20 protein-coding genes and 1 pseudogene are annotated in these 18,408 nt (G+C 66.3%); 10 read left to right on the top strand and 11 right to left on the bottom strand.

Annotated elements, in window-relative coordinates:
* A partial coding sequence (locus WAW85_RS03095) for an FAD-dependent monooxygenase (RefSeq protein WP_422558209.1) occupies positions 1-113 on the bottom strand: 113 nt, incomplete at its 3' end.
* A gap of 227 nt (positions 114-340) precedes the next feature.
* Here WAW85_RS03095 and WAW85_RS03100 point away from each other — a divergent pair.
* A complete protein-coding gene (locus WAW85_RS03100; RefSeq protein ID WP_422558190.1) occupies positions 341-595 on the top strand; it encodes a hypothetical protein in 255 nt (84 codons plus the stop codon).
* Positions 596-704: 109 nt separating this feature from the next.
* Here the strand turns inward: WAW85_RS03100 and ychF are convergent, their stop codons facing one another.
* Together ychF and WAW85_RS03110 are read right to left on the bottom strand one after the other, a co-directional pair.
* Positions 705-1,784 (bottom strand): redox-regulated ATPase YchF, encoded by a 1,080-nt coding sequence (gene ychF, locus WAW85_RS03105; RefSeq protein ID WP_422558191.1) that lies wholly within the window; start codon positions 1,782-1,784, stop codon positions 705-707.
* A 22-nt stretch (positions 1,785-1,806) separates the two neighbouring features.
* Complete coding sequence (locus WAW85_RS03110; protein ID WP_422558192.1) at positions 1,807-3,126, bottom strand: AI-2E family transporter; 1,320 nt, start codon at positions 3,124-3,126, stop codon at positions 1,807-1,809.
* 120 nt (positions 3,127-3,246) lie between these two features.
* Between WAW85_RS03110 and WAW85_RS03115 the strand changes: the two genes are divergently transcribed.
* The 3 genes from WAW85_RS03115 (at position 3,247) to WAW85_RS03125 (ending at position 5,925) form a co-directional block, all read left to right on the top strand.
* Complete coding sequence (locus tag WAW85_RS03115; protein ID WP_422558193.1) at positions 3,247-3,771, top strand: methylated-DNA--[protein]-cysteine S-methyltransferase; 525 nt, start codon at positions 3,247-3,249, stop codon at positions 3,769-3,771.
* Between the two features lie 39 nt (positions 3,772-3,810).
* Positions 3,811-4,932: a DNA recombination protein RmuC gene (locus tag WAW85_RS03120; RefSeq protein WP_422558194.1), complete on the top strand. Its 1,122-nt coding sequence runs from the start codon at positions 3,811-3,813 to the stop codon at positions 4,930-4,932.
* 63 nt (positions 4,933-4,995) lie between these two features.
* On the top strand, positions 4,996-5,925 hold the full coding sequence (locus WAW85_RS03125) for a DUF6542 domain-containing protein (protein ID WP_422558195.1): 930 nt from the start codon (positions 4,996-4,998) through the stop codon (positions 5,923-5,925).
* Between the two features lie 104 nt (positions 5,926-6,029).
* Here WAW85_RS03125 and WAW85_RS03130 read toward each other — a convergent pair whose 3' ends face one another.
* The 5 genes from WAW85_RS03130 to WAW85_RS03150 form a co-directional block, all read right to left on the bottom strand.
* Entirely contained in the window at positions 6,030-6,638 is a 609-nt protein-coding gene (locus tag WAW85_RS03130; RefSeq protein ID WP_422558196.1) for a nucleosidase, read from the bottom strand.
* A gap of 4 nt (positions 6,639-6,642) precedes the next feature.
* Positions 6,643-7,611, bottom strand: coding sequence for an SDR family oxidoreductase (locus tag WAW85_RS03135; protein WP_422558197.1), 969 nt, complete (start codon positions 7,609-7,611; stop codon positions 6,643-6,645).
* A 62-nt stretch (positions 7,612-7,673) separates the two neighbouring features.
* A complete protein-coding gene (locus WAW85_RS03140; RefSeq protein WP_422558198.1) occupies positions 7,674-8,741 on the bottom strand; it encodes an N-acetylmuramoyl-L-alanine amidase in 1,068 nt (355 codons plus the stop codon).
* Positions 8,742-8,847: 106 nt separating this feature from the next.
* The gene (locus WAW85_RS03145; RefSeq protein ID WP_422558199.1) at positions 8,848-9,936 is read right to left on the bottom strand and encodes a CobW family GTP-binding protein; all 1,089 of its coding nucleotides are present in this window, start codon (positions 9,934-9,936) and stop codon (positions 8,848-8,850) included.
* A gap of 7 nt (positions 9,937-9,943) precedes the next feature.
* Positions 9,944-10,798, bottom strand: coding sequence for a rhodanese-related sulfurtransferase (locus WAW85_RS03150; protein ID WP_422558200.1), 855 nt, complete (start codon positions 10,796-10,798; stop codon positions 9,944-9,946).
* Here WAW85_RS03150 and WAW85_RS03155 point away from each other — a divergent pair.
* From WAW85_RS03155 to WAW85_RS03170, 4 genes and pseudogenes are all read left to right on the top strand, one after another.
* Complete coding sequence (locus WAW85_RS03155) at positions 10,791-11,639, top strand: hypothetical protein (protein ID WP_422558201.1); 849 nt, start codon at positions 10,791-10,793, stop codon at positions 11,637-11,639. The genes WAW85_RS03150 and WAW85_RS03155 overlap by 8 nt on opposite strands.
* A 135-nt stretch (positions 11,640-11,774) precedes the next feature.
* Positions 11,775-12,092, top strand: coding sequence for a histone-like nucleoid-structuring protein Lsr2 (locus WAW85_RS03160; RefSeq protein ID WP_422558202.1), 318 nt, complete (start codon positions 11,775-11,777; stop codon positions 12,090-12,092).
* A 112-nt stretch (positions 12,093-12,204) separates the two neighbouring features.
* Positions 12,205-13,937, top strand: a pseudogene (locus WAW85_RS03165) (ABC transporter substrate-binding protein/permease).
* Positions 13,937-14,698: an amino acid ABC transporter ATP-binding protein gene (locus WAW85_RS03170; protein ID WP_422558203.1), complete on the top strand. Its 762-nt coding sequence runs from the start codon at positions 13,937-13,939 to the stop codon at positions 14,696-14,698. Before WAW85_RS03165 ends, WAW85_RS03170 begins: the two are co-directional and overlap by 1 nt.
* 42 nt (positions 14,699-14,740) lie before the next feature.
* Here the strand turns inward: WAW85_RS03170 and WAW85_RS03175 are convergent, their stop codons facing one another.
* Together WAW85_RS03175 and WAW85_RS03180 are read right to left on the bottom strand one after the other, a co-directional pair.
* Positions 14,741-15,691 carry a hypothetical protein gene (locus tag WAW85_RS03175; RefSeq protein WP_422558204.1) on the bottom strand — a complete coding sequence of 317 codons (951 nt, stop codon included), beginning with the start codon at positions 15,689-15,691 and terminating at the stop codon, positions 14,741-14,743.
* Between the two features lie 5 nt (positions 15,692-15,696).
* Entirely contained in the window at positions 15,697-16,419 is a 723-nt protein-coding gene (locus WAW85_RS03180) for a YoaK family protein (RefSeq protein WP_422558205.1), read from the bottom strand.
* Between WAW85_RS03180 and WAW85_RS03185 the strand changes: the two genes are divergently transcribed.
* The gene (locus tag WAW85_RS03185) at positions 16,367-16,747 is read left to right on the top strand and encodes a hypothetical protein (RefSeq protein ID WP_422558206.1); all 381 of its coding nucleotides are present in this window, start codon (positions 16,367-16,369) and stop codon (positions 16,745-16,747) included. The two genes, WAW85_RS03180 and WAW85_RS03185, sit on opposite strands and share 53 nt — an antisense overlap.
* 9 nt (positions 16,748-16,756) lie before the next feature.
* Entirely contained in the window at positions 16,757-17,899 is a 1,143-nt protein-coding gene (locus WAW85_RS03190) for a CapA family protein (RefSeq protein WP_422558207.1), read from the top strand.
* A gap of 68 nt (positions 17,900-17,967) precedes the next feature.
* Here WAW85_RS03190 and WAW85_RS03195 read toward each other — a convergent pair.
* A partial coding sequence (locus tag WAW85_RS03195; protein ID WP_422558208.1) for an ATP-binding protein occupies positions 17,968-18,408 on the bottom strand: 441 nt, incomplete at its 5' end.

An 18,408-nucleotide genomic window follows, 5' to 3' on the forward strand; every position in this document is an offset into this window, starting at 1 on the left:
TGTGGTGCGGCGTCGACCAATCGGTACTTCACGCCACGCCGCTGCAGGTCGATCGCGAGCGTCAGTCCAACTGCACCCGCGCCGACGATCATGACATCCGTGTCATCGCTCATGTTCAACCCCCATCAGTGTCGCGCGAGCAACCCGGACAGTCGTCACGCACATTTATGGATACACCGTATCCATAAAGGGAGATGCCGGGCAAGAGACAGGTCGAAGGACAGAGGAGAACGAACGAATGGTTCGAAGACGGACGGGGCCCACGGAAACATCACACACCCAAGCACGCGGACGGGCGACGCAGAGACAGCTGGCCGAAACCGTCAAAGAAGGCGTCTACATGTCGTTCGCGGCTCTGGCAGTCCTGCTCGCAGCCGGCCAACACAGTGAGAGGCCGCTGCCACTCCTGATCACACTGCTGGTGACCACCGTGGGTAGGGCGGCTGCAATCCGGGTCGCCGACCTCATCTCCCACGCCGTCGTCCAGGATCGCCTGATGAGTGCCGACATCATCGCCTTCGTCCTCGCCCGCCCCCCGGCACCTGGCCATCAACGAGATCCTGCTCCGCCCCGCCGACCAGCTCGGCTGAGCTGAGCCGTGTCGGTGCCGCGCCGTGAGCGCTGGGGCTTCGATGACAGCAAGGCGGCGCGCCATTTGACCGGGCCCGATGGTGCAAAGCGGTGACCGCTACGAGCGGCAGAGGTTAAAGCGCAAAACGGAATTCCACGACGTCGCCGTCGACCATGCCGTAGTCCTTGCCCTCCATGCGCACCTTGCCAGCGGCTTTGGCAGCATTCATCGAGCCGTGCTGGTCGAGGTCAGCGAACGACACGATCTCGGCTTTGATGAAGCCCTTCTCAAAGTCGGTGTGGATCACGCCAGCCGCCTTGGGAGCGGTATCGCCCTGGTGGATGGTCCAGGCGCGCGACTCCTTCGGGCCAGCCGTCAAATAGGTCTGCAGACCCAGGGTATGGAAGCCGGCGCGGGCCAGGCTGCGCAGGCCGGGCTCATCCTGACCGATGGAGTCGAGCAACTCCTGGGCGTCGTCCTCGTCGAGTTCGAGGAGTTCGCTCTCCACCTTGGCGTCCAAGAAGACGCCGTCGGCGGGGGCGATCGCCGCGCGCAGCTCGTCTTTGCGGGCCTCGTCGGTCAGTACCGCCTCATCGGCGTTGAAGACGTACAGGAAAGGCTTTGCGGTCAGCAGGTGCAACTCGCGGACGCTCGAGAGGTCGAAGCTGTCCTTCACCGAGAACAGCGTCTTGCCCGAGTCCAGAATCTCCTGCGCCGCGCGGGCGGCGTCGGCCACCGCGGTGAGGTCCTTGTTCTTCTTGGCGTCCTTCTCGAGCCGCGGCAGCGCCTTCTCCAGCGTCTGCATATCGGCCAAGATCAGCTCGGTCTCGATCACCTCGATGTCGGCGAGCGGATCGACGCGACCGTCGACGTGCACCACGTCGTCGTCAGCGAAGACGCGCACCACCTGGCAGATCGCGTCGGCTTCGCGGATATTGGCAAGGAACTGGTTACCCATACCCTCACCCACCGACGCGCCCTTGACGATGCCGGCGATATCGACGAAGGAGACGACGGCGGGCAGGATCTTCTCGCTACCGAAGATCTCCGCCAGCCGGGTCAACCGCGTATCGGGCAGCTCCACGACACCGATGTTCGGCTCGATGGTGGCGAACGGGTAGTTCGCCGCCAACACGTCGTTACGGGTCAGGGCGTTGAAGAGGGTGGACTTGCCAACGTTGGGCAGTCCGACGATTCCGAGGGTGAGACTCACGGATGATGAGTCTATCGCCCGATCACTCTTGGCGTGGAACGCCCTTGCTTCCCGGCATCCATCGACTGAACCGGCCAGGCGTACTTGCTTCCTCGTCCGCGGCATCCTCGGCCTGAATCCTCTCCCCCGCCGCCAGCCCGATCTGCTCGAGCACGTAGCGCAACAGCACCGCCAGGCACGACGCGGCAGGCACGGCGAGGAAGGCACCGACGATGCCGAACAAGCTGCCACCCAGCATCACCGCGAGCAGCACGACAGCGGCATGCAACTCCATCGCCTTGGACTGCAGCCACGGCGACAGCACGTTGCCCTCGAGTTGCTGCACCGCCAGGATGATGGCCAGCACGATCAGCGCCGACGTGAGCCCGTTGGCGACGAGCGCGATCAACACCGCGAGCGCGCCGGCTACAAAGGCACCGACGATCGGCACAAAGCCACCGAGGAACGTGATGATCACCAGCACGCCGGCCAGCGGCACGTTGAGGATCACCAGGCCGATACCGATCAGCACCGCGTCCACTGCGCTCACGATCGCCTGGGTCCGGATGAAACCGCCGAGAGTGTTCCACATCCGCATGAGCACCTCGGCCAGGTGCGAGCCGGTGGGCTTGCCGACGGTGCGGCCGAGCCAAGGGAGGAACCTGGGGCCGTCCTTGACGAAGAAGAACACCAGAACCAGCGCAGTGAAGCCGGTGATCAACACCGATGTGGCGGCACCGACTCCGCTGAACACGCCGGAGGCAATCGTCGCCGAACTCTTCTGCAGCCGCTCGACGATGGTGTTGACGAAGCCGGACATCTGATCTTCGTCGACGTTGAACGGCGGGCCTTTGACCCAATCCTGGACCTGCTTGACGCCGTCGATCGCATGATCGACCAACTGCGGAGTCTGGTCGATCACCGACGGCACGACAAACCCGATCACCGCGCCGATCACCGCGATAGCTGACAGCAGCGCCAGCAATGCGGCAAGCGCCGCAGGGACGCCATGTTTACGCAGCCAGCGCACCAGCGGCCACAGCACCGTCGCCACGATGATGGCCAGCAACACCGGGAGTACGACCACCCACAGCTTGCCGAGGATCCACATCAGCACCCACAGGAATGCCAGCACGAGGATCGCCTGCACGCAGACCGTCGCCGTCGACCGCAGTCCGGTCAGGAACACCCGGGACCGGCTTGGGTACCGATCGCCGGTACGCGGATCGGTCATCACCCGCTCGGTGACGGCAGCCAAGTCGGGGGCCTCGTCCCGAGACTCGTCCTCGGCTTCCTCGATGAGTTCGGCATCGCTCTCGCTCACGCCACTCAGTTTCGACAGGTCGTCATCGCTCACGCCCATATCGTCACACACCCACCGGCGCCGGGCGCGGCGCGCCACCCGGGGATGGAACCGAAAAGGCTTCGCCTGCGTCTAAGTAGTGACAGTCGTCGTCACCCACCGGTCACCGGAAGGTCCACCATGTCCGACACCACCACTGCCCGCCCCGTCCGACTCGGCTGGGCCACCGTAGCCACGCCCGACGGACCGTTCACTGCCCTGTTCGACGACAAAGGCACCGTGTACGCCTCCGGGTGGACCAGCGAGCGCGACTATCTCGCAGCGCTCATCCATCCATCATTGACGCCCGACAAGCTGGTCAACCGCCCCGGCACCAGGGTGACGCACGCCGTCCGGGATTACTACCTCGGCGATCTAGCCGCGCCGGCCACCATTGCGGTGCACCAGCTGGGCGGCCCGTTCATCACGGCCGCGTGGGCCGCGCTGCGCCAGGTGCCACCCGGTCCGCCGGTGACCTATACGGAGCTGGCCGAACGCGCAGGCAACGCGGCCGCGGTGCGGGGCGCCGCTGCCTGCTGTTCCCGCAATGCCGCCGCCCTCTTTGTGCCATGTCACCGAGTGGTGCGCAGTAACGGCGGTCTCGGCGGCTTCCGTTACGGACTGGACCGCAAAGCGGCCCTGATCGACCGGGAGTGCGGCTTCTAGCCCGACGCTTTTGTCGGGGGCCGGGTGCACCATGGGCGCATGACCGCATCTCTGGCCATCACCGCGCTCGCCTGCCTGATAGTCGGCATCGTGATCGGCTGGTTCGCACATGCCTCGGCTGCCGCCTCGGTCAGCGCCGCAACCATCGACGCGACCCGCGAACAGTCGGCGATGCTGGGCGACGAGGTGCACGACATCGTCGGGCCGCTGCGACTGACCCTCGACGAGCTCTCGGCCGAGCTGCGGCGCACCGAACACAACAGGATCCACGCCTACGCCGGACTCACCGAACAGGTCCGCGGTATGGCGCAGGCCTCGTTCCGGCTGCAGGAGCAGACCAGCAGGCTCAGCAGCGCCCTACACACCCCGCAGGTCCGCGGCCGCTGGGGTGAGGTGCAGTTGGAACGGATCGTCGAACTCTCCGGCATGTCCCGGCACTGCGATTTCACCACCCAGCAGACATCGCCGGATCGCCGCGACGACGACACCAGGCGCGTGCGCCCCGATCTGGTGGTCCATCTTGCTGGCGGCCGGTCCATCGTCGTGGACGCCAAAGTGCCACTTCAGGCCTATCTGGAATCGGCGGCTGCCGACGATGGCACCACCCCTGGGGCGAGCGCACAGGTCGCTGCTCGGCACGCTCAAGCCGTCCGCGCCCACGTGAGCGTCCTGTCGGGAAAGTCGTATTGGTCCGCACAACCGAGCTCGCCGGAGTTCGTGGTGCTGTTCCTGCCCGGCGACGGCGCCTTGGAGACCGCCACCCGGGCGGACCCCGACCTGCTCGACTACGCCTTCGGCCGCAATGTTGTCCTCGCCACGCCAAGCACGCTGATCGCGTTGCTGCGTACGGTCGCACTCGGATGGCGACAGCACGCGCTCGCCGAAGACGCCGCCGTCATCCACACGCTCGGCCGCCAGCTTTACCAGCGGCTCGATGGCGTCCTGGCCCACCTCGACAAGACCGGTGGGGCACTGCGGCGCGCCGTCGAGTCATACAACGCAACGATCGGCGCCATCGACACCCGCTTGTCGGTCACCGCGCGCCGCCTCGCTGAGCTGGAAGCGCTCGACACCGGGAATGACGCGGCCCGACGCTTGAACCGCATTGACGTCCCGGTGCGGAGCACCCCAACCAGCGACCGCCAATCGAGTGATGCCTGACACGATGGCGCGCCACGGCCCCGCTTGAAGCTTCCTCACAGACTGACCCGGTACCGTTGTCGCGTGGCTTCCCGCATCCTCAGCAGCACTCCGGTGCCCACAGACACGCAGAGCGTGTTGCCTCGCGCTGTCGGCGTGCCGTGGTGGGGTGCGGTTCTGATCGCTGCGGGCTTCACCACGGTGGGCGCGATCATCGACGTCCAGGTGAACTCCGCACTGGGGTTGATCTACAACAGCTTCTTTGTGGTCGGCTGCGTACTCGCCGTGCTCGCCGTCCGACGCCGCGCCCTCTTCACTGCAGCCGTGCAGCCGCCACTGATCACGATGGTGATCGGGCTGATCGCGCTGTATTCGATGGTGCTCTCTACTTCGGACTCAGCTGCCCCCCAGGGTATGCGCAAGGCCGTCCTCGAAGTGGTCTTGCCATTCTCCAATCTTTTCCCGTGGATCATCGGAACCTTCGTCCTGTGCGGGCTGATCGCCCTGGCCCGTTGGTTCGGTACCCGGATCGCGACCGACGGCGCCGAATCATCGGACCAGCGGAAGTCCACCGCGCCGCAGAAACCGGCGAAGGCTAGAGCAAAAAGGGCCACTTCCTCGGCAGCACGCAAGACGACCGCAGGCAGCAAACCCGCAGCAGCCACCACCACCGCGCGCGGCAAACCCGCTCGCAGCAAGCCCGCTGGCAGCCGACCCACTGCTACCCGGGCCACCGACGCGCCGACCGCCGTCCGGCCCCGCCCGGTCGAGCGGACTACCGTCAGTCCACGTCCGACACCCACCGAACCCGCAGCACCGGCCGCACGCCGGGCGGCCACCGGGGCCTCCCGTCCGGTCCGGCGTGATCCATCGGCGGTCGGCCAAGGTGATCGTCCCGTCCGTCGGGCCCAGCCGCAGGTGATTCCGCCACGCGCCGACGGTCCTCGCCGCACGGCAGGTCAACTCCGCGACACCGGCGCCATCGAAGATCTCACCGCCGGCCTCGACGACTGAACCCGCCGCGGCCGACTCTCGTTCCCGCTGTCGGATTAATCCGACAGCGCGAACATTATCCGACAGCGCGAACATGCGGCTGGCGCCCGACGTGGCGGTCCGGGTCAGTGCGCGCCGAAGTCCGTGTCCCTCAGCCAGCCACCCAGATCCCGCGCCGCTGCGTCCACCGCCGACGGCCAGTCCATCGCGGAGTCGTCGGCGTAGTCGCTGACCACCTTGACCACGCGCACCGGCAGCCCAAAGTCCGCACATACACGCACCAGCGCGACGGCCTCCATGTCCACTAAGTCGGCGCGCTGGGCAAGCAGGTCGCGGGCAGCGGCGTCGTTGACGAAAGTGTCACCGGTGGCCAGGATGGTGCCGTCGCCGCCGTCGAGATCCCAGCTGTCGCGCACCGGATAGCCGAGGGCAGCAAGGTCGGCGGCGCTCAGGTCGTGCTCGACGACCCGAGACGGCAGGTACAGCCCGGCGCAGTGGAGTTTGAGGCCGCCTGCAGTCCCGATGTTGATCACTCGACGGTAGCGCCGCGGCGCCGCAGCGAGGGTGCGGGTCAGGGCGATCGCCGCGCCGACCTTACCCAGCCCACTGATGAGAACCGACGCGCCAGCGGGCACGTGTGCGGCCTCGGCCCGGGTAGCCGACACCACCAGAACGTCGCCGAAACGGCCGTCGCGGAACGGACCGGGGTCGACCTCCGACTGGGGTCCGACCACCGGTTCAGTCGCGATGACGACTGGTGACTGACGCCTGCGAACCGGCGCCGCCGGGTTCCTGCTCGCCGAGTGCGCTGATCCGCGATAGCTGGTCGAACCGGTTGTTGGCGATCCGCATGACCACCTCATAGGGCAGCGCAAATTTGCGCGCCCACCAATAGCCGAAGCGGGTGTCGAACGAGGTGTACACCATGTACTTGTTGCCGGTGACGCCCTTGCAGATCGCCTGGGCGGCCTGCTCCGGGGTCACCGAAATCCGGTGAAACCCGCTGATCTGCTTCTCGATCACCGGGTTGCTGCGGTCCAGACCCTTAATCTCAACGGTGTCCACCAGCGGGGTGGCGACCGCTCCGGGGCAGACCAAACTGACACCGATACCGTGCCGACGCAGATCGAAGCGCAACACCTCAGAAACCCCGCGCAGCCCGAACTTGCTGGCGCTATAGGCGGCGTGCCACGGCAGTGCGAGCAGGCCGGCCGCCGACGAGACGTTCACCAGCTGCCCACCCTTGCCGCGCCGAATCATCGGCGGGACAAAGCACTCAATGATGTGGATCGGGCCCATCAGGTTGACCTCGACCATCTGCCGCCACTGTCGGTGCTCTAGGCGCTCGACCGTGCCCCACGCGGACACTCCAGCGATGTTCATGACCACGTCCATGACGCCGACCTCAGCCTCGACATCGCGCGCGAAGGCGGCGACCCAGTCGAAGTCGCAAATGTCTCCGGGGCGGTGATACAGCACCTCACCACCGGAACCATTGATTTCGGCGACGACCTGATCGAGCGCGCCAGTCTGCACGTCGGTCAGCACCAGCTGGCCGCCTTGTTTGGCGACTTCCACCGCGGTGGCCTTACCGATGCCGCTGGCGGCGCCGGTGATCAGCACCTTCCGCCCGGCAAATCTGGGCACCGGGGTCGGTACGTAGAACAGTTCGCGGATGGTCTTCAGACTCGGGAGAGAGATACCCATGGCACGACTCTAGTCCGAAATCTGGACTCGGCGGAGGCTAAGCGATGGTGAGTCCCGCCCGGTCAGATCGGGAGTTTGCCGCCAAAGACCGTGTAGACGACGGCGAGCATCGCCTTGAGTACCTGCGCGGAAACGTCGCCACCCTGCGCGATCAGGATCGACTGTGCCTCGTCCAGACTCTTGGCTCCGGCCAGCGCCTCGAACAGCGGTCCGGCCGCGGCCAGCGACGCGAGGTCCTCGACGTCGGAGCCGGAGACCTCCGGGGCGGCTTCGCCCGGCTGCAGCGGGATCGGGTTTGAGGCCGGCGCGGTGGCCAGGTACTTCTTGATGCCGTTGGTGATGGCCAGCGCGTAGGCCGCCGAGCCGCGGGCCTCCGACAGCGCCTTGGCCTCGGCAGGGTTGGACAGGTTCCCCATCTCGATGAAGACGGCCGGCACCCGGGTCAGGTTCACCGCAGCGATGTCCGGACGAGCCTGGATACCGTCTTGCACTCCAGCGTAGTTGGCGGGCGTGAAGCCGGCCTTCTTGAAAGCGTCGCGCATGGCTTCGCTGGCCTTGCGCCCGTTGCCCGCCTGCACCGAGGCCACAGTGGCGTCGGGGATCGGCTGCGTCGGCACGATCATGTGGAAACCGGATTTGCTCGGGTCCGAGCTGGCGCTGGTCGAATCGGCGTGCAGGCTTACCGCGACGTCGGCGCCCGACTTGTTCGCGGCCGCGGCACGCTCGTCGACGCACCCGCCCCATCCGGTGTCATCGGCACGGCTGAGCACCACTTTGGCACCGGCCGACTCCAGTCCGGCTTTCACCAGCTGGGCGATGTCCCAGTTGATGGCATGCTCCATCTTCCCGGTGACCGCGGTGGCCCCGGCGGTCTGGCAGTCCTTGGTCCCACCTCGGCCGTCCGGCACCTGCTTGTTCAGCTGGTGGCCCGCCGCCGAGCCCTGGTGTCCCGGATCGAGGAAGATCGTGCGGCCGGTCAGCGAGCCGGCAGCCGGCGCGGCTGGCTCCGCCTCAGCAAGCGGCGCCAGCACCGTTCCGGCGGTCAACGCAACGGCGGCACCGATGGTCACCGCGCGACGGCGCACTCCACCGCGCGTCAGCGAGCGGTGCGGAAAGATTGCAGCAGACATTCCTCAACCCCTTTTAGATCACCAGTAACACTGGTCACTTCAGCCACAAGTGAACCAGTGTTGGGTGACTGGAGGCAACCCAGCGAACCTTCCCCCAGCGCAATCGTTAGCCGCCCGTGATCGACGAAACGTCGAGCGGCCCCGCTTGCTCCTCGTCGGTAGCCGCAACGTCGGCAAGGTATCGGGTGAGGTGGAGAATTCCGTTCACGTCCGCCGGGTCGGCCGCGCGCACCACGCCATCCAGCGCTATCTGCGCCGCGTCGACGTCCAGACCGGCGCCGATCAGCACCAGCGTGGTCCGGGGAGCACCGGCCCACGCCCGACCGGACACATGCAGAAACCCGCCGACACCGTGCACCTCATAGGCGCGGTCGCGATGTCCGGGTAGATCAACGTAGACGAGCCCTTTGCAGCGGTAAGTACCGGCCGGTGGGCGCTCCAGCAACACGGCCAGCCGCCGCGGATCCACCGGACGGCAGGTGTCCAGCGTCACCGACTCGAAGGCCTCGTGCAGGTGCGCGCCGGACTCGCCATCGTCGAGTAGTTCTCCGATCGTCAACTGCCGAGGCTGGTCATCGACGGCGCGGCGATCGGCACCCTCGACGAGTAGACCCGGATCGATCGCACCGCGGGCGACACACAGCACCGGCGCCGTCGAGTTGACTGCCGCCACCCGCTCGACGACCCGCGCCAATACCGCAGCGGGCACCACGTCAATCTTGTTGCAGACCACCAGATCAGCGACGGCGAGATGCTCGGCGACCACCGGATGCTCGGCCACCGTGCGTTCGAGCTTCCCAGCATCGACGACGTAGACCAAGCCGCCATAAGCGACCCGCTCGTCGCGGGCGGCCAGCACCAGCCGAATCAGCGCCTTCGGCTCCGCGATGCCACTGGCTTCGATGACGATCGCATCCACACCGGAGGTGGCCAGGCCGCCGAGTGCCTCACCCAGCCCATCGGCGTCCGTGGTGCAGCACATGCACCCGTTGGCCAGATTCAGCGTTCCCGCCGACTGCCCGGCCACCAGCAGAGCATCGATGTTGACGGCGCCGAAATCGTTCACCAACACGCCGAACCGGCGGCCGCCGGAATGGTGCAGGAGGTGATTGAGTACCGTCGTCTTTCCCGCCCCAAGGAATCCCGCCAAGATGACGACGGGAATAGCGCCGCGGACGCCGCGGGAGGATCTCACCGCCGCCTCACTCCGCAGCCGGACCGCACCGCGCGCACAGCACTGCGAGCTCACGCCCCAATTCATCGGGATGATTCACAATCCGTTTTGTCGGCTCCGCGCATTGCGCGCATTTTCCGATCACTTTCGCACGATCGGAGAAGTCGACACTCATCCGGCTGTCGAAAACATACAGCGACCCTTCCCACAGGCCGTCGTCGCCGTACCTTTCGCCATATCGGACAATGCCGCCATCGAGTTGATAGACCTCACTGAACCCACGATGCCGCAACAGCGCAGACAGAACTTCACACCGAACGCCGCCGGTGCAATAGGTCACCAGCGGACGACCCTTGAACTCATCCAATGCCCCGCTCTCGATGAGCGGAATAAAATCGCGTGTCGTCGTGACCGGCGGAATCACCGCACCCGAAAACTTCCCAATCTGCGCTTCGATCTCATTGCGGCCGTCCAGAAAGACGACGTCGTCGCCCCGCTCGGCAACCAACTGGTGCAAGTCTTCCGGGGACAGCCGTACTCCCCCGTCGACGACCCCGTCACTGGAGACGACGACCTCGTCGGGCACACCAAAGGTCACGATCTCCGGGCGGACCTTGACCGTCAATCGCGGGAAGTCGTCGCCGGTTCCTTCGGACCACTTGATGTCGGCACCGGCGAATGCCGGGTAGGTGCGGGTGGCGCGCACATACCGTTTGACGTCGGGCAGATCGCCGCCGACCGTCGCATTGATCCCGTGAGGTGAGACAATGATCCGGCCGCGCAACCCGAGCGTCTCGCCGACGGCGAGTTGCCAGAGCCGAATCGCTTCAGGATCCGGGAGCGGCGTGAACACGTAAAACAGCACGATTTTGGGAGTGGCCACAGTGCAAGGGTACGGACGGTCCTGGTGGGCCCAATCGGCGTGGGTCCCATCGGCGCGGGCCCGCGTGCCGCGTCATCGCCCTCGCCGACGGTTGATGGCCGGTGCGCTCGCCGGAATCGCACTGTTCGCGGTATCGGGGTGCAGCCTGCTCGACCAGGCCAGCAGCGCACCGTCAGCCATCAACATCCCGGGCACCAACGAGCCGAGCACCGAGACCGTGCCGTCGACCCTGCCACCGACGGCCACCAACCAGACCCGAGCCACCCGCTCGTACACTGTCGCCGAAGACGACACCTACCGCCGGGTGATCTCCGATGCTCCGATGGTGGGCTTAGGTACTTTCCATATCGGTGCGGCCACCGCGACCGGCGAGCGACTGGACAACGTCTCCGGGGTGCACTTCTCCACCCCCGACCGCAATTTCCGGTGCTCCACCGGTAACAACGGCGCCAATGCCCTGGTGTGCGCGGGCGATAAGATTCGCGGCCGGGTGGCTGCGCCCCCCGGCGCGCCGACGGGGTGCGATTGGGATCCGCAGTTGGCGGTGCTCTCGTCGAGCGGTGCCGCCGCGGGTGGCTGCGCCAATTTGTACCCGGTCCTCTTTCGATCGCACATCCTGGAATTCGGGTCGGCGATCCGCGCAGGCAGCTTTTCTTGTCTGAACGACGTATCCGGGCTCTACTGCCTGGACTCCGATTCCGATGACGGATTCGCACTCACCCGCGACGGATTCCAGCAGATCACCGGCGACACCCACGCACCCGATGCGCTGCTCACCAGTGGCGGCACCGCGAGTCATTCTCGCGGCGCGCCCAGAACGTCAGCGACACCCACTCGCTAATGCTCGACCTTATCGGGTGCCCAATTAGCATGAGATTCCATTGATAGCGCAGCCGTTCGGATTGTTCTTGTAGACTTGCCGCAAGAATTCGCGATCGCGGTTCTCTGTAAATCGGCTACACACGAAGGACACCTCATGGGCAGGCGCACCGTCATCCAGATGACCGACGATATCGACAACTCCGATATCGAAGAATTCGAGACCGTTCGCTGGGCTCTTGACGGAAAGAGCTACGAGTTCGATACGTCTCCCGCCAATGCCGCGGCGTTCCGCGACCTGGTCGCCACGTACGTCGCCGTCTCCCGATCAGTCGGCGGACGCGGCCGCAAGAGCGCGGTCCGCTCGACCGATACCCGGGCGATCCGCGCGTGGGCGAATGAGAACGGCTTCGCCGTCAGCGATCGCGGCCGCATCCCGGCCGATATCATCGCCGCCTACGAAGCCGCGCACTGAGCCGATCCCATTCGTGGGCAGCACCGACCACCCGGTCGCACAACGATAGGTTTTGCGGCCGGGTGGGTTTTATTGAGCAGGCTGGGGCGTGCGGCCGCTAAGGTCTGAACCCATGCCCTTGCCCCGTCTCCGTTGGCGCATCACCGCACTGATCCTCGCCGCCTTCGGTGTCTTCGCGCTGGCCGGTTGCGCATCGTCGGCACCAGACGACGGCTTATGCGCCGCGCCCGGCGAATCCGCCGCTGCCGCCGCCCCGGAGAACCTGAACACCTCCGAGCAGTCCGTCGACCAGTTCACCACCGCGAGCGTGGTTCCACTCGAGCAGATCGATACCTCTGCGCTGAACTTGAGCAAGCCCGGCACGCTGACCGTCGGCACCCTGGGCGACGCACCACCGAGCATCTGCCTCAACAGCCAGGGCGTCTACACCGGCTTCGACAACGAACTCCTCAAGGCGTCGGCGCCAAGCTCGGACTGAAGGTGGAGTTCGTCGGTACCGAGTTCTCCGGGCTGCTCTCCCAGGTCGCCACCCGCCGATTCGACGTGGGGTCGTCGTCGATCACCACCACCGCTGACCGCCGTAAAACAGTCGGCTTCACCAATGGCTACGACTTCGGCTACTTCTCGCTGGTCGGCTCGCAGAATGGTGCGATCCGCAGCTTCGCCGATCTGGGCCCCAGCCATCGAGTCGCCGTGGTGCAGGGCACCGTGCAGGACGACTTCGTCACCAACACTTTGAAGCTCGATCCGGTCAAGTATCCCGACTACGCAACCGCCTACGCGAACCTGAAGTCCGGCCTCGTCGACGCCTGGGTAGCCCCGAGCCAGCAGGCCGAAGGCGCCATCAACGCCAGCGACGGCATGGCCATCCTCGAAGACACTTTCAGCGTCAACAACTTTGTCGGCTGGGCCACCCCGCTCGGCGATCAGGCCTTGATCGACGCGCTCAACAGCGGCCTGGACGCAGTGATCGCTGATGGCACCTGGGCGACGCTCTACACGAATTGGGTTCCCCGCGAGCTCCCGCAAGGCTGGAAGCCGGGCTCGCGCGCCGCTCCCGCCCCGCAGCTGCCCGACTTCCGAGCGATCGCCGCAGCCCACGCCACCGACCCACAGTCTCCGGCGGCTGCCGACAAAGGCACGCTCGCCCAGCTCAAAGACACGTTCTTCAACTGGGACTTGTACCGCAAGGCCCTGCCCGATCTGATCACGACGGGGCTGCCGAACACCATCGTCCTGGCGCTGGTGTCCGGTGTGATCGGCACCGTGGTGGGCATGCTGCTTGCCGTCGCCGGGATCTCCCGTTCCCGCTTCCTGCGCTGGCCGGCCCGGATCTACACCGACATCTTCCGGGGCCTGCCGGCTGTCGTGGTGATTCTCATCATCGGGCTTGGCGTCGGCCCCCTGGTCAAGGGCTGGACCGGCGGCAACCCGTACTGGCTCGGTGCCCTCGCGCTGGCCCTGCTGGCTTCGGCCTATATCGGTGAGATTTTCCGCTCCGGCATTCAGAGCGTGGAACCCGGACAAATGGAAGCATCCCGGGCACTGGGCTTCTCTTACAGCAAGTCAATGGCACTTGTGGTGATCCCGCAAGGGGTCCGTCGAGTGTTGCCGGCGCTGATGAACCAGTTCATCGTGCTGATCAAAGACTCGTCGCTGATCTACTTCCTCGGTCTGCTGGCGAGCCAACGGGAGTTGTTCGCGGTCGGCCGCGATCTCAACGCCCAGACCGGCAACCTCTCACCTCTGGTGGCCGCGGGCATCATCTACCTGTGCCTGACCATTCCCCTCACCCACCTGGTCAACTACTACGACACGCGTCTGCGGACCGGAAAGGCCTCCTGATGAGCACTCCCGCGATCCCGCTCGCCGCCGCCGCCGAACCGGTGTCCCTTACCGGCACCGACCTGCACCTCGCCTTCGGCGACAACCAGGTGCTGCGTGGCGTCGACATCCACGTCGACGCCGGTACGACGACCACGGTGATCGGCCCGTCCGGTTCGGGTAAGTCCACCCTGCTGCGCGTGCTGAATCGACTGCACGAGCCGCAGTCGGGCGACATCTTGATCGACGGCCGCTCGGTGTTGCACGACAACCCCGACGAGTTGCGCCGCCGCATCGGCATGGTCTTCCAACAGTTCAATCTGTTCCCGCACATGAGCGTGGCCGACAATGTGGCGCTGGCGCCGCGCAAGATCCGCGGTTTAAGCAAGGAGGCGGCCCGCGAGCTGGCGATCAAGGAGCTGACCACGGTCGGCCTGGAGGCTAAGGCCGATGTCCGGCCGTCCACCCTGTCCGGCGGTCAGCAGCAACGCGTGGCGATCGCTCGCGCCCTCGCGATGGCACCACAGATCATGTTCTTCGACGAGGCCACCAGCGCATTGGACCCCGAGTTGGTCAAGGGCATTCTGGCGCTGATGACTGAGCTGTCCCAAGAGGGCATGACGATGGTCGTGGTGACTCACGAGATGGGGTACGCACGCGGCGTCAGCGACAACGTGCTCTTCATGGATGAGGGCGCCGTGGTGGAGACCGGCACCCCGGAAAAGCTGTTCGAGGATCCCGCGAGCGAGCGCCTGCAGACCTTTCTGTCCGAGGTGCTGTAAGACGACCCCTCGACCCCTCGGGGTAACCCTGGCTCCGTCCGCTCAGGGGGCGGGCTGGTCGGGCGGCGTGACGGCGTCGAGAAACTCCGGCGAGGTGTAAAAAACCGCGAGGCGACGGCGCAGCAGGGCCTCCAGGAAGCCCTGCTCGGCCAATTGCTTGATCACCGCCGGACCGAAGCGTTGCGCTTCGATGCGCAGATCGTCTTCGGTGACACCCAGATCTTCGACGACGTCGGCGATCGGCGTCGCGCCGTAGGTGTCGAAAACCTCGTCGATACCGGAGTCCAGCAGCGAACGGAAGTAGTCGGTCTGCCGGAACGTGCGCCAGAACTCGAAGATCAGCACCACGGTGTCCTCGACGTCGGCCTCGGCGATCGCGTCGCGGAAACCCGCGATGGCCTCGTCCGAGCTGCCGCGCCAGAAGTCACGGACGGCGTCGGCCAGCAACTCGCCCGAATTCGCGCGGGCCGACTCGACCACCATGACGCTGCCGCGGCGCGTCCACTTCTCCACCGGACGGGCCAGCCGGCGGGCCAGCTTAGCGCCAAAGCGATACTCCACCGCCCGCTGCACGACCTCGACGATGGTGTCCGTGGTCGCCGGACTGTCCAGTACGTGTTCGACGGCGTGCCGGGTCACCGGGAGCCCGGTGGCGATGGAGGACAGCTCGTCGAAGCGGCGCGGTCCGAGAATGTCGCTGAGGCTGGTGGTCTCGTGGATCTCGCTGCGGTACAGCCGCGCAGCCACCTGCCCGACCAGCTCGGGGATTGCGCCCTCCACCGGAAACGCCATCGTGTACTTGCGCGCCACATCCTTGATCAGCTGGCGCGGCATCACTACTTCCAGCGGCAGCGTGCCCGAGTCGGTCCGGTAGAAGTCGAGCTCGTCATTGACCAGCGCGGTGAAGTCGGCGTCGTTGGTCAGCTGGCGCAGGGCGAAGTCCACCTGCGCATCGAGTAGCCGGCCGGCGAGCTGCTGGGTGGTCTCGTCCATGCCGCTCAGCCTAGGCCAGCGGGGTGTGTGTTCCGATGCGGGCCGAGGATCGTGATCTCCCGGCGCTCGCGCTGGGCGGCGTACACGCCGCGTCGTCGGCGATCGACCCCGACGACAACGGTGATCACAGCCAATGCGGCCGCCGCCACCCACAGCGCGACCCCCAGCCCCGGACCGTGCAGGATCAGCGTGCCGATCACCCCGCCCACCAGGAGCGCCGCCCACAGCGACAGGTGCCGCAACCAGAGCAGTTTGGGCCCGCCGAAAAAGGCGTCGACGAGCCGCTGCCCCGCTTTCACCAGGGCGCCGGTCATGTAGGTGAGCCCAATACTGGCCTCACCGGCCACCAGGAATGTCGCATTGAGCACGCCCATGGCCAGCGGCAACAGCACGATCACCGGCCAATCGGCGGTGACCGTAGTGGCGAGGATCGCCGTCAGTCCGACCAGCACACTGGTCGCCGCAAGCACGGTGGTGCGGCCGTCACGGACGCGGGCCAGCACACCGCCGAGCACGGCGCCGGCAAAGAACATGCCCACCAGCGAACCGGCCGTCGCCACCGTCCCCCAGTCACCGGTGCCCACTCCGGTAGCCAGTTCAGTGGTGTTGCCGCTCATGAAGGAGACGAAGAAACCTCCGAGCACCACAAAGCCCACCGCGTCCAGGTAGCCGGCGGTGGACGCGAGCACCACCGCCAGCGCCACCTCCCGCGGCCGAATCTTCTTCACGCCGACCATTCTCGCACCACCCCGTCCCGCACTACGGTCAAGTCATGCGCGCTGTGAAGCTCGCCGGACCAACCGGGCCAAACTCGAACTGGCCACCCGACTCGGGGCCGACCGCCCCCTGCTCGCCGGCGCTGATACGGCGGCGAAGATCCTTGCCGAACAAGGCGAGGTGCACGGTGAGTGGACGACGTACCCGCTGGCCGACGTCCCCGCTGGCCGACGTACCCGCTGGCCGATGTACCCGCTGGCCGACTTCGGACGGGCGATGGACGATCTGCGCGCCGATCGCGTGCTCGGTCGCACAATCTTGCCCCCCCTGACCGGCTAGGATCGGCGGGTGCGATACCTCGTTGCCCTGTCCACGCTGACCGGCGCACTGCTGCTGACCTTGACCTCCTGCTCGTCGGCCGCCCCCAACCCGCAGTCGGCGTCGTCGCCCACTCCGTCGGCCGCGTCGAGTGCCAGCAGTGCGCCGGGCGCCGCGGGCACCATCACGCTCAGCTGGGCGGGCGACAACATTCTGGGCAGCGATCCGCAGTTCGGTGGGCTGACGCTGCCTGCCGCGTGGAAGCAGAGCGGCAACGACCCGAACTACTTCTTCCAGAATGTGAAGAAATACTTCGACAACGACGATCTGACGATCGCGAACTTCGAAGTGTCGCTGACCACCGACACCCGCAAGCCGCGCACCAAACCTGGCACCGGGAACTTCTTCTTCAACGGCGATCCGGCGCTGGCCGCGACGCTGCCAGCTGGCGGCATCGAGGTGGTCACCATCGCGAACAATCACACCTGGGATTACGGCCGCCGCGGTTTCAATGAGACGACCGCCGCGCTGGACGGCGTGGGCGTGAAGTACGTCGGCTACGGCAATACCGACTATGACGGCTCCGACTACGACTACACGCTCGTCCAGGACGTCAAGGGCATCAAGGTGGGCCTGGCCAGCTATCAGACCTGGCAAGACACCCCGCAGATTCGCACGAAGATCCGGGCCGATATGGCCGGGCTGCGCCAGCGTGGCGCCGACGTGGTGATCCCCTACTTCCACTGGGGTATTGAAGCGGTGCACGAACCGTACGGGGTGCAGCAGGATCTGGCGCGCGTGGCGATCGACGCGGGCGCCGACGCGGTGATCGGCACGCACCCGCACGTCCTGCAATCAATGGACGTCTACAAGGGCAAGTTGATCGCCTATTCGCTCGGCAATTTCGCCTTCGGCGGCAACACCAATCCGACCGACAAGCGCACCGCGATCCTGCAGACCAAACTGCACGTCGTCGACGGCGCGGTGCGCGGTGTGGACTACCGGGTGATCCCGACCCGCGTGTCACGGACCGAGGACTACAACGACTACGTGCCGACGCCGTACACCGGGGCGCCGCGCAGGCAGGTCCTTACCTGGCTGAACGGGCTCTCCCCGTCCCTGAACGGGACGATCAACGACAAGTTCACGCCGGTGCCCCAGCCGGTCCGTTAGCCCGGCGGAGGCTTCGACGCGGGCCAGTTTCGTCGGCCCGGCTCAGCCGGCGGTTGATGAGTCCTGGCTCACCGCAGTTCGATCGGAACGTCGGCGCCACCCTCGCGGGTGAGTCTGCTGCCCATCTGCACCAGCATCGCTTCGGGGGCGAAACCACCGGCAAATAGCACCTGCCCCTGGACGAAGTCGGTGGCTTGCGCCCGGAGTTCCTCGGGGGCGTAGCCGAAGATCGAGCCGAGTTCGGCGAGGTCGCGTGGGGAACTCATCTTCATCAGGCCCAGATTGTCGCATTGGGAGAGCGCATTCGGGTGCACCTTCGACGGCCGCTGCGTCGACATCAGCAGCCACAGCCCGTACTTGCGGCCCTCGGCGGCGATCTGCACGATCCGTTCGGTGAGCAGCCGCTCCAGCGGAGTCGTCGGATTGGGTGGGCACAGGTTGTGGGCCTCGTCGATCACGATCAGGCGGCCGATCCGCTCGTGCCGCCGCGCCCACAGGTCGTCGAGGAC

It is taken from the genome of Gordonia sp. (in: high G+C Gram-positive bacteria) (genome assembly GCF_049299075.1).
Lineage (GTDB): Bacteria > Actinomycetota > Actinomycetes > Mycobacteriales > Mycobacteriaceae > Gordonia.

Coding starts and splice junctions, on each gene's coding strand:
- WAW85_RS03100 (WP_422558190.1), top strand. CDS start 341: ATGTCGTTCGCGGCTCTGGCAGTCCTGCTCGCAGCCGGCCAACACAGT.
- WAW85_RS03110 (WP_422558192.1), bottom strand. CDS start 3,126: ATGGGCGTGAGCGATGACGACCTGTCGAAACTGAGTGGCGTGAGCGAG.
- WAW85_RS03115 (WP_422558193.1), top strand. CDS start 3,247: ATGTCCGACACCACCACTGCCCGCCCCGTCCGACTCGGCTGGGCCACC.
- WAW85_RS03120 (WP_422558194.1), top strand. CDS start 3,811: ATGACCGCATCTCTGGCCATCACCGCGCTCGCCTGCCTGATAGTCGGC.
- WAW85_RS03135 (WP_422558197.1), bottom strand. CDS start 7,611: ATGGGTATCTCTCTCCCGAGTCTGAAGACCATCCGCGAACTGTTCTAC.
- WAW85_RS03140 (WP_422558198.1), bottom strand. CDS start 8,741: ATGTCTGCTGCAATCTTTCCGCACCGCTCGCTGACGCGCGGTGGAGTG.
- WAW85_RS03160 (WP_422558202.1), top strand. CDS start 11,775: ATGGGCAGGCGCACCGTCATCCAGATGACCGACGATATCGACAACTCC.
- WAW85_RS03170 (WP_422558203.1), top strand. CDS start 13,937: ATGAGCACTCCCGCGATCCCGCTCGCCGCCGCCGCCGAACCGGTGTCC.
- WAW85_RS03175 (WP_422558204.1), bottom strand. CDS start 15,691: ATGGACGAGACCACCCAGCAGCTCGCCGGCCGGCTACTCGATGCGCAG.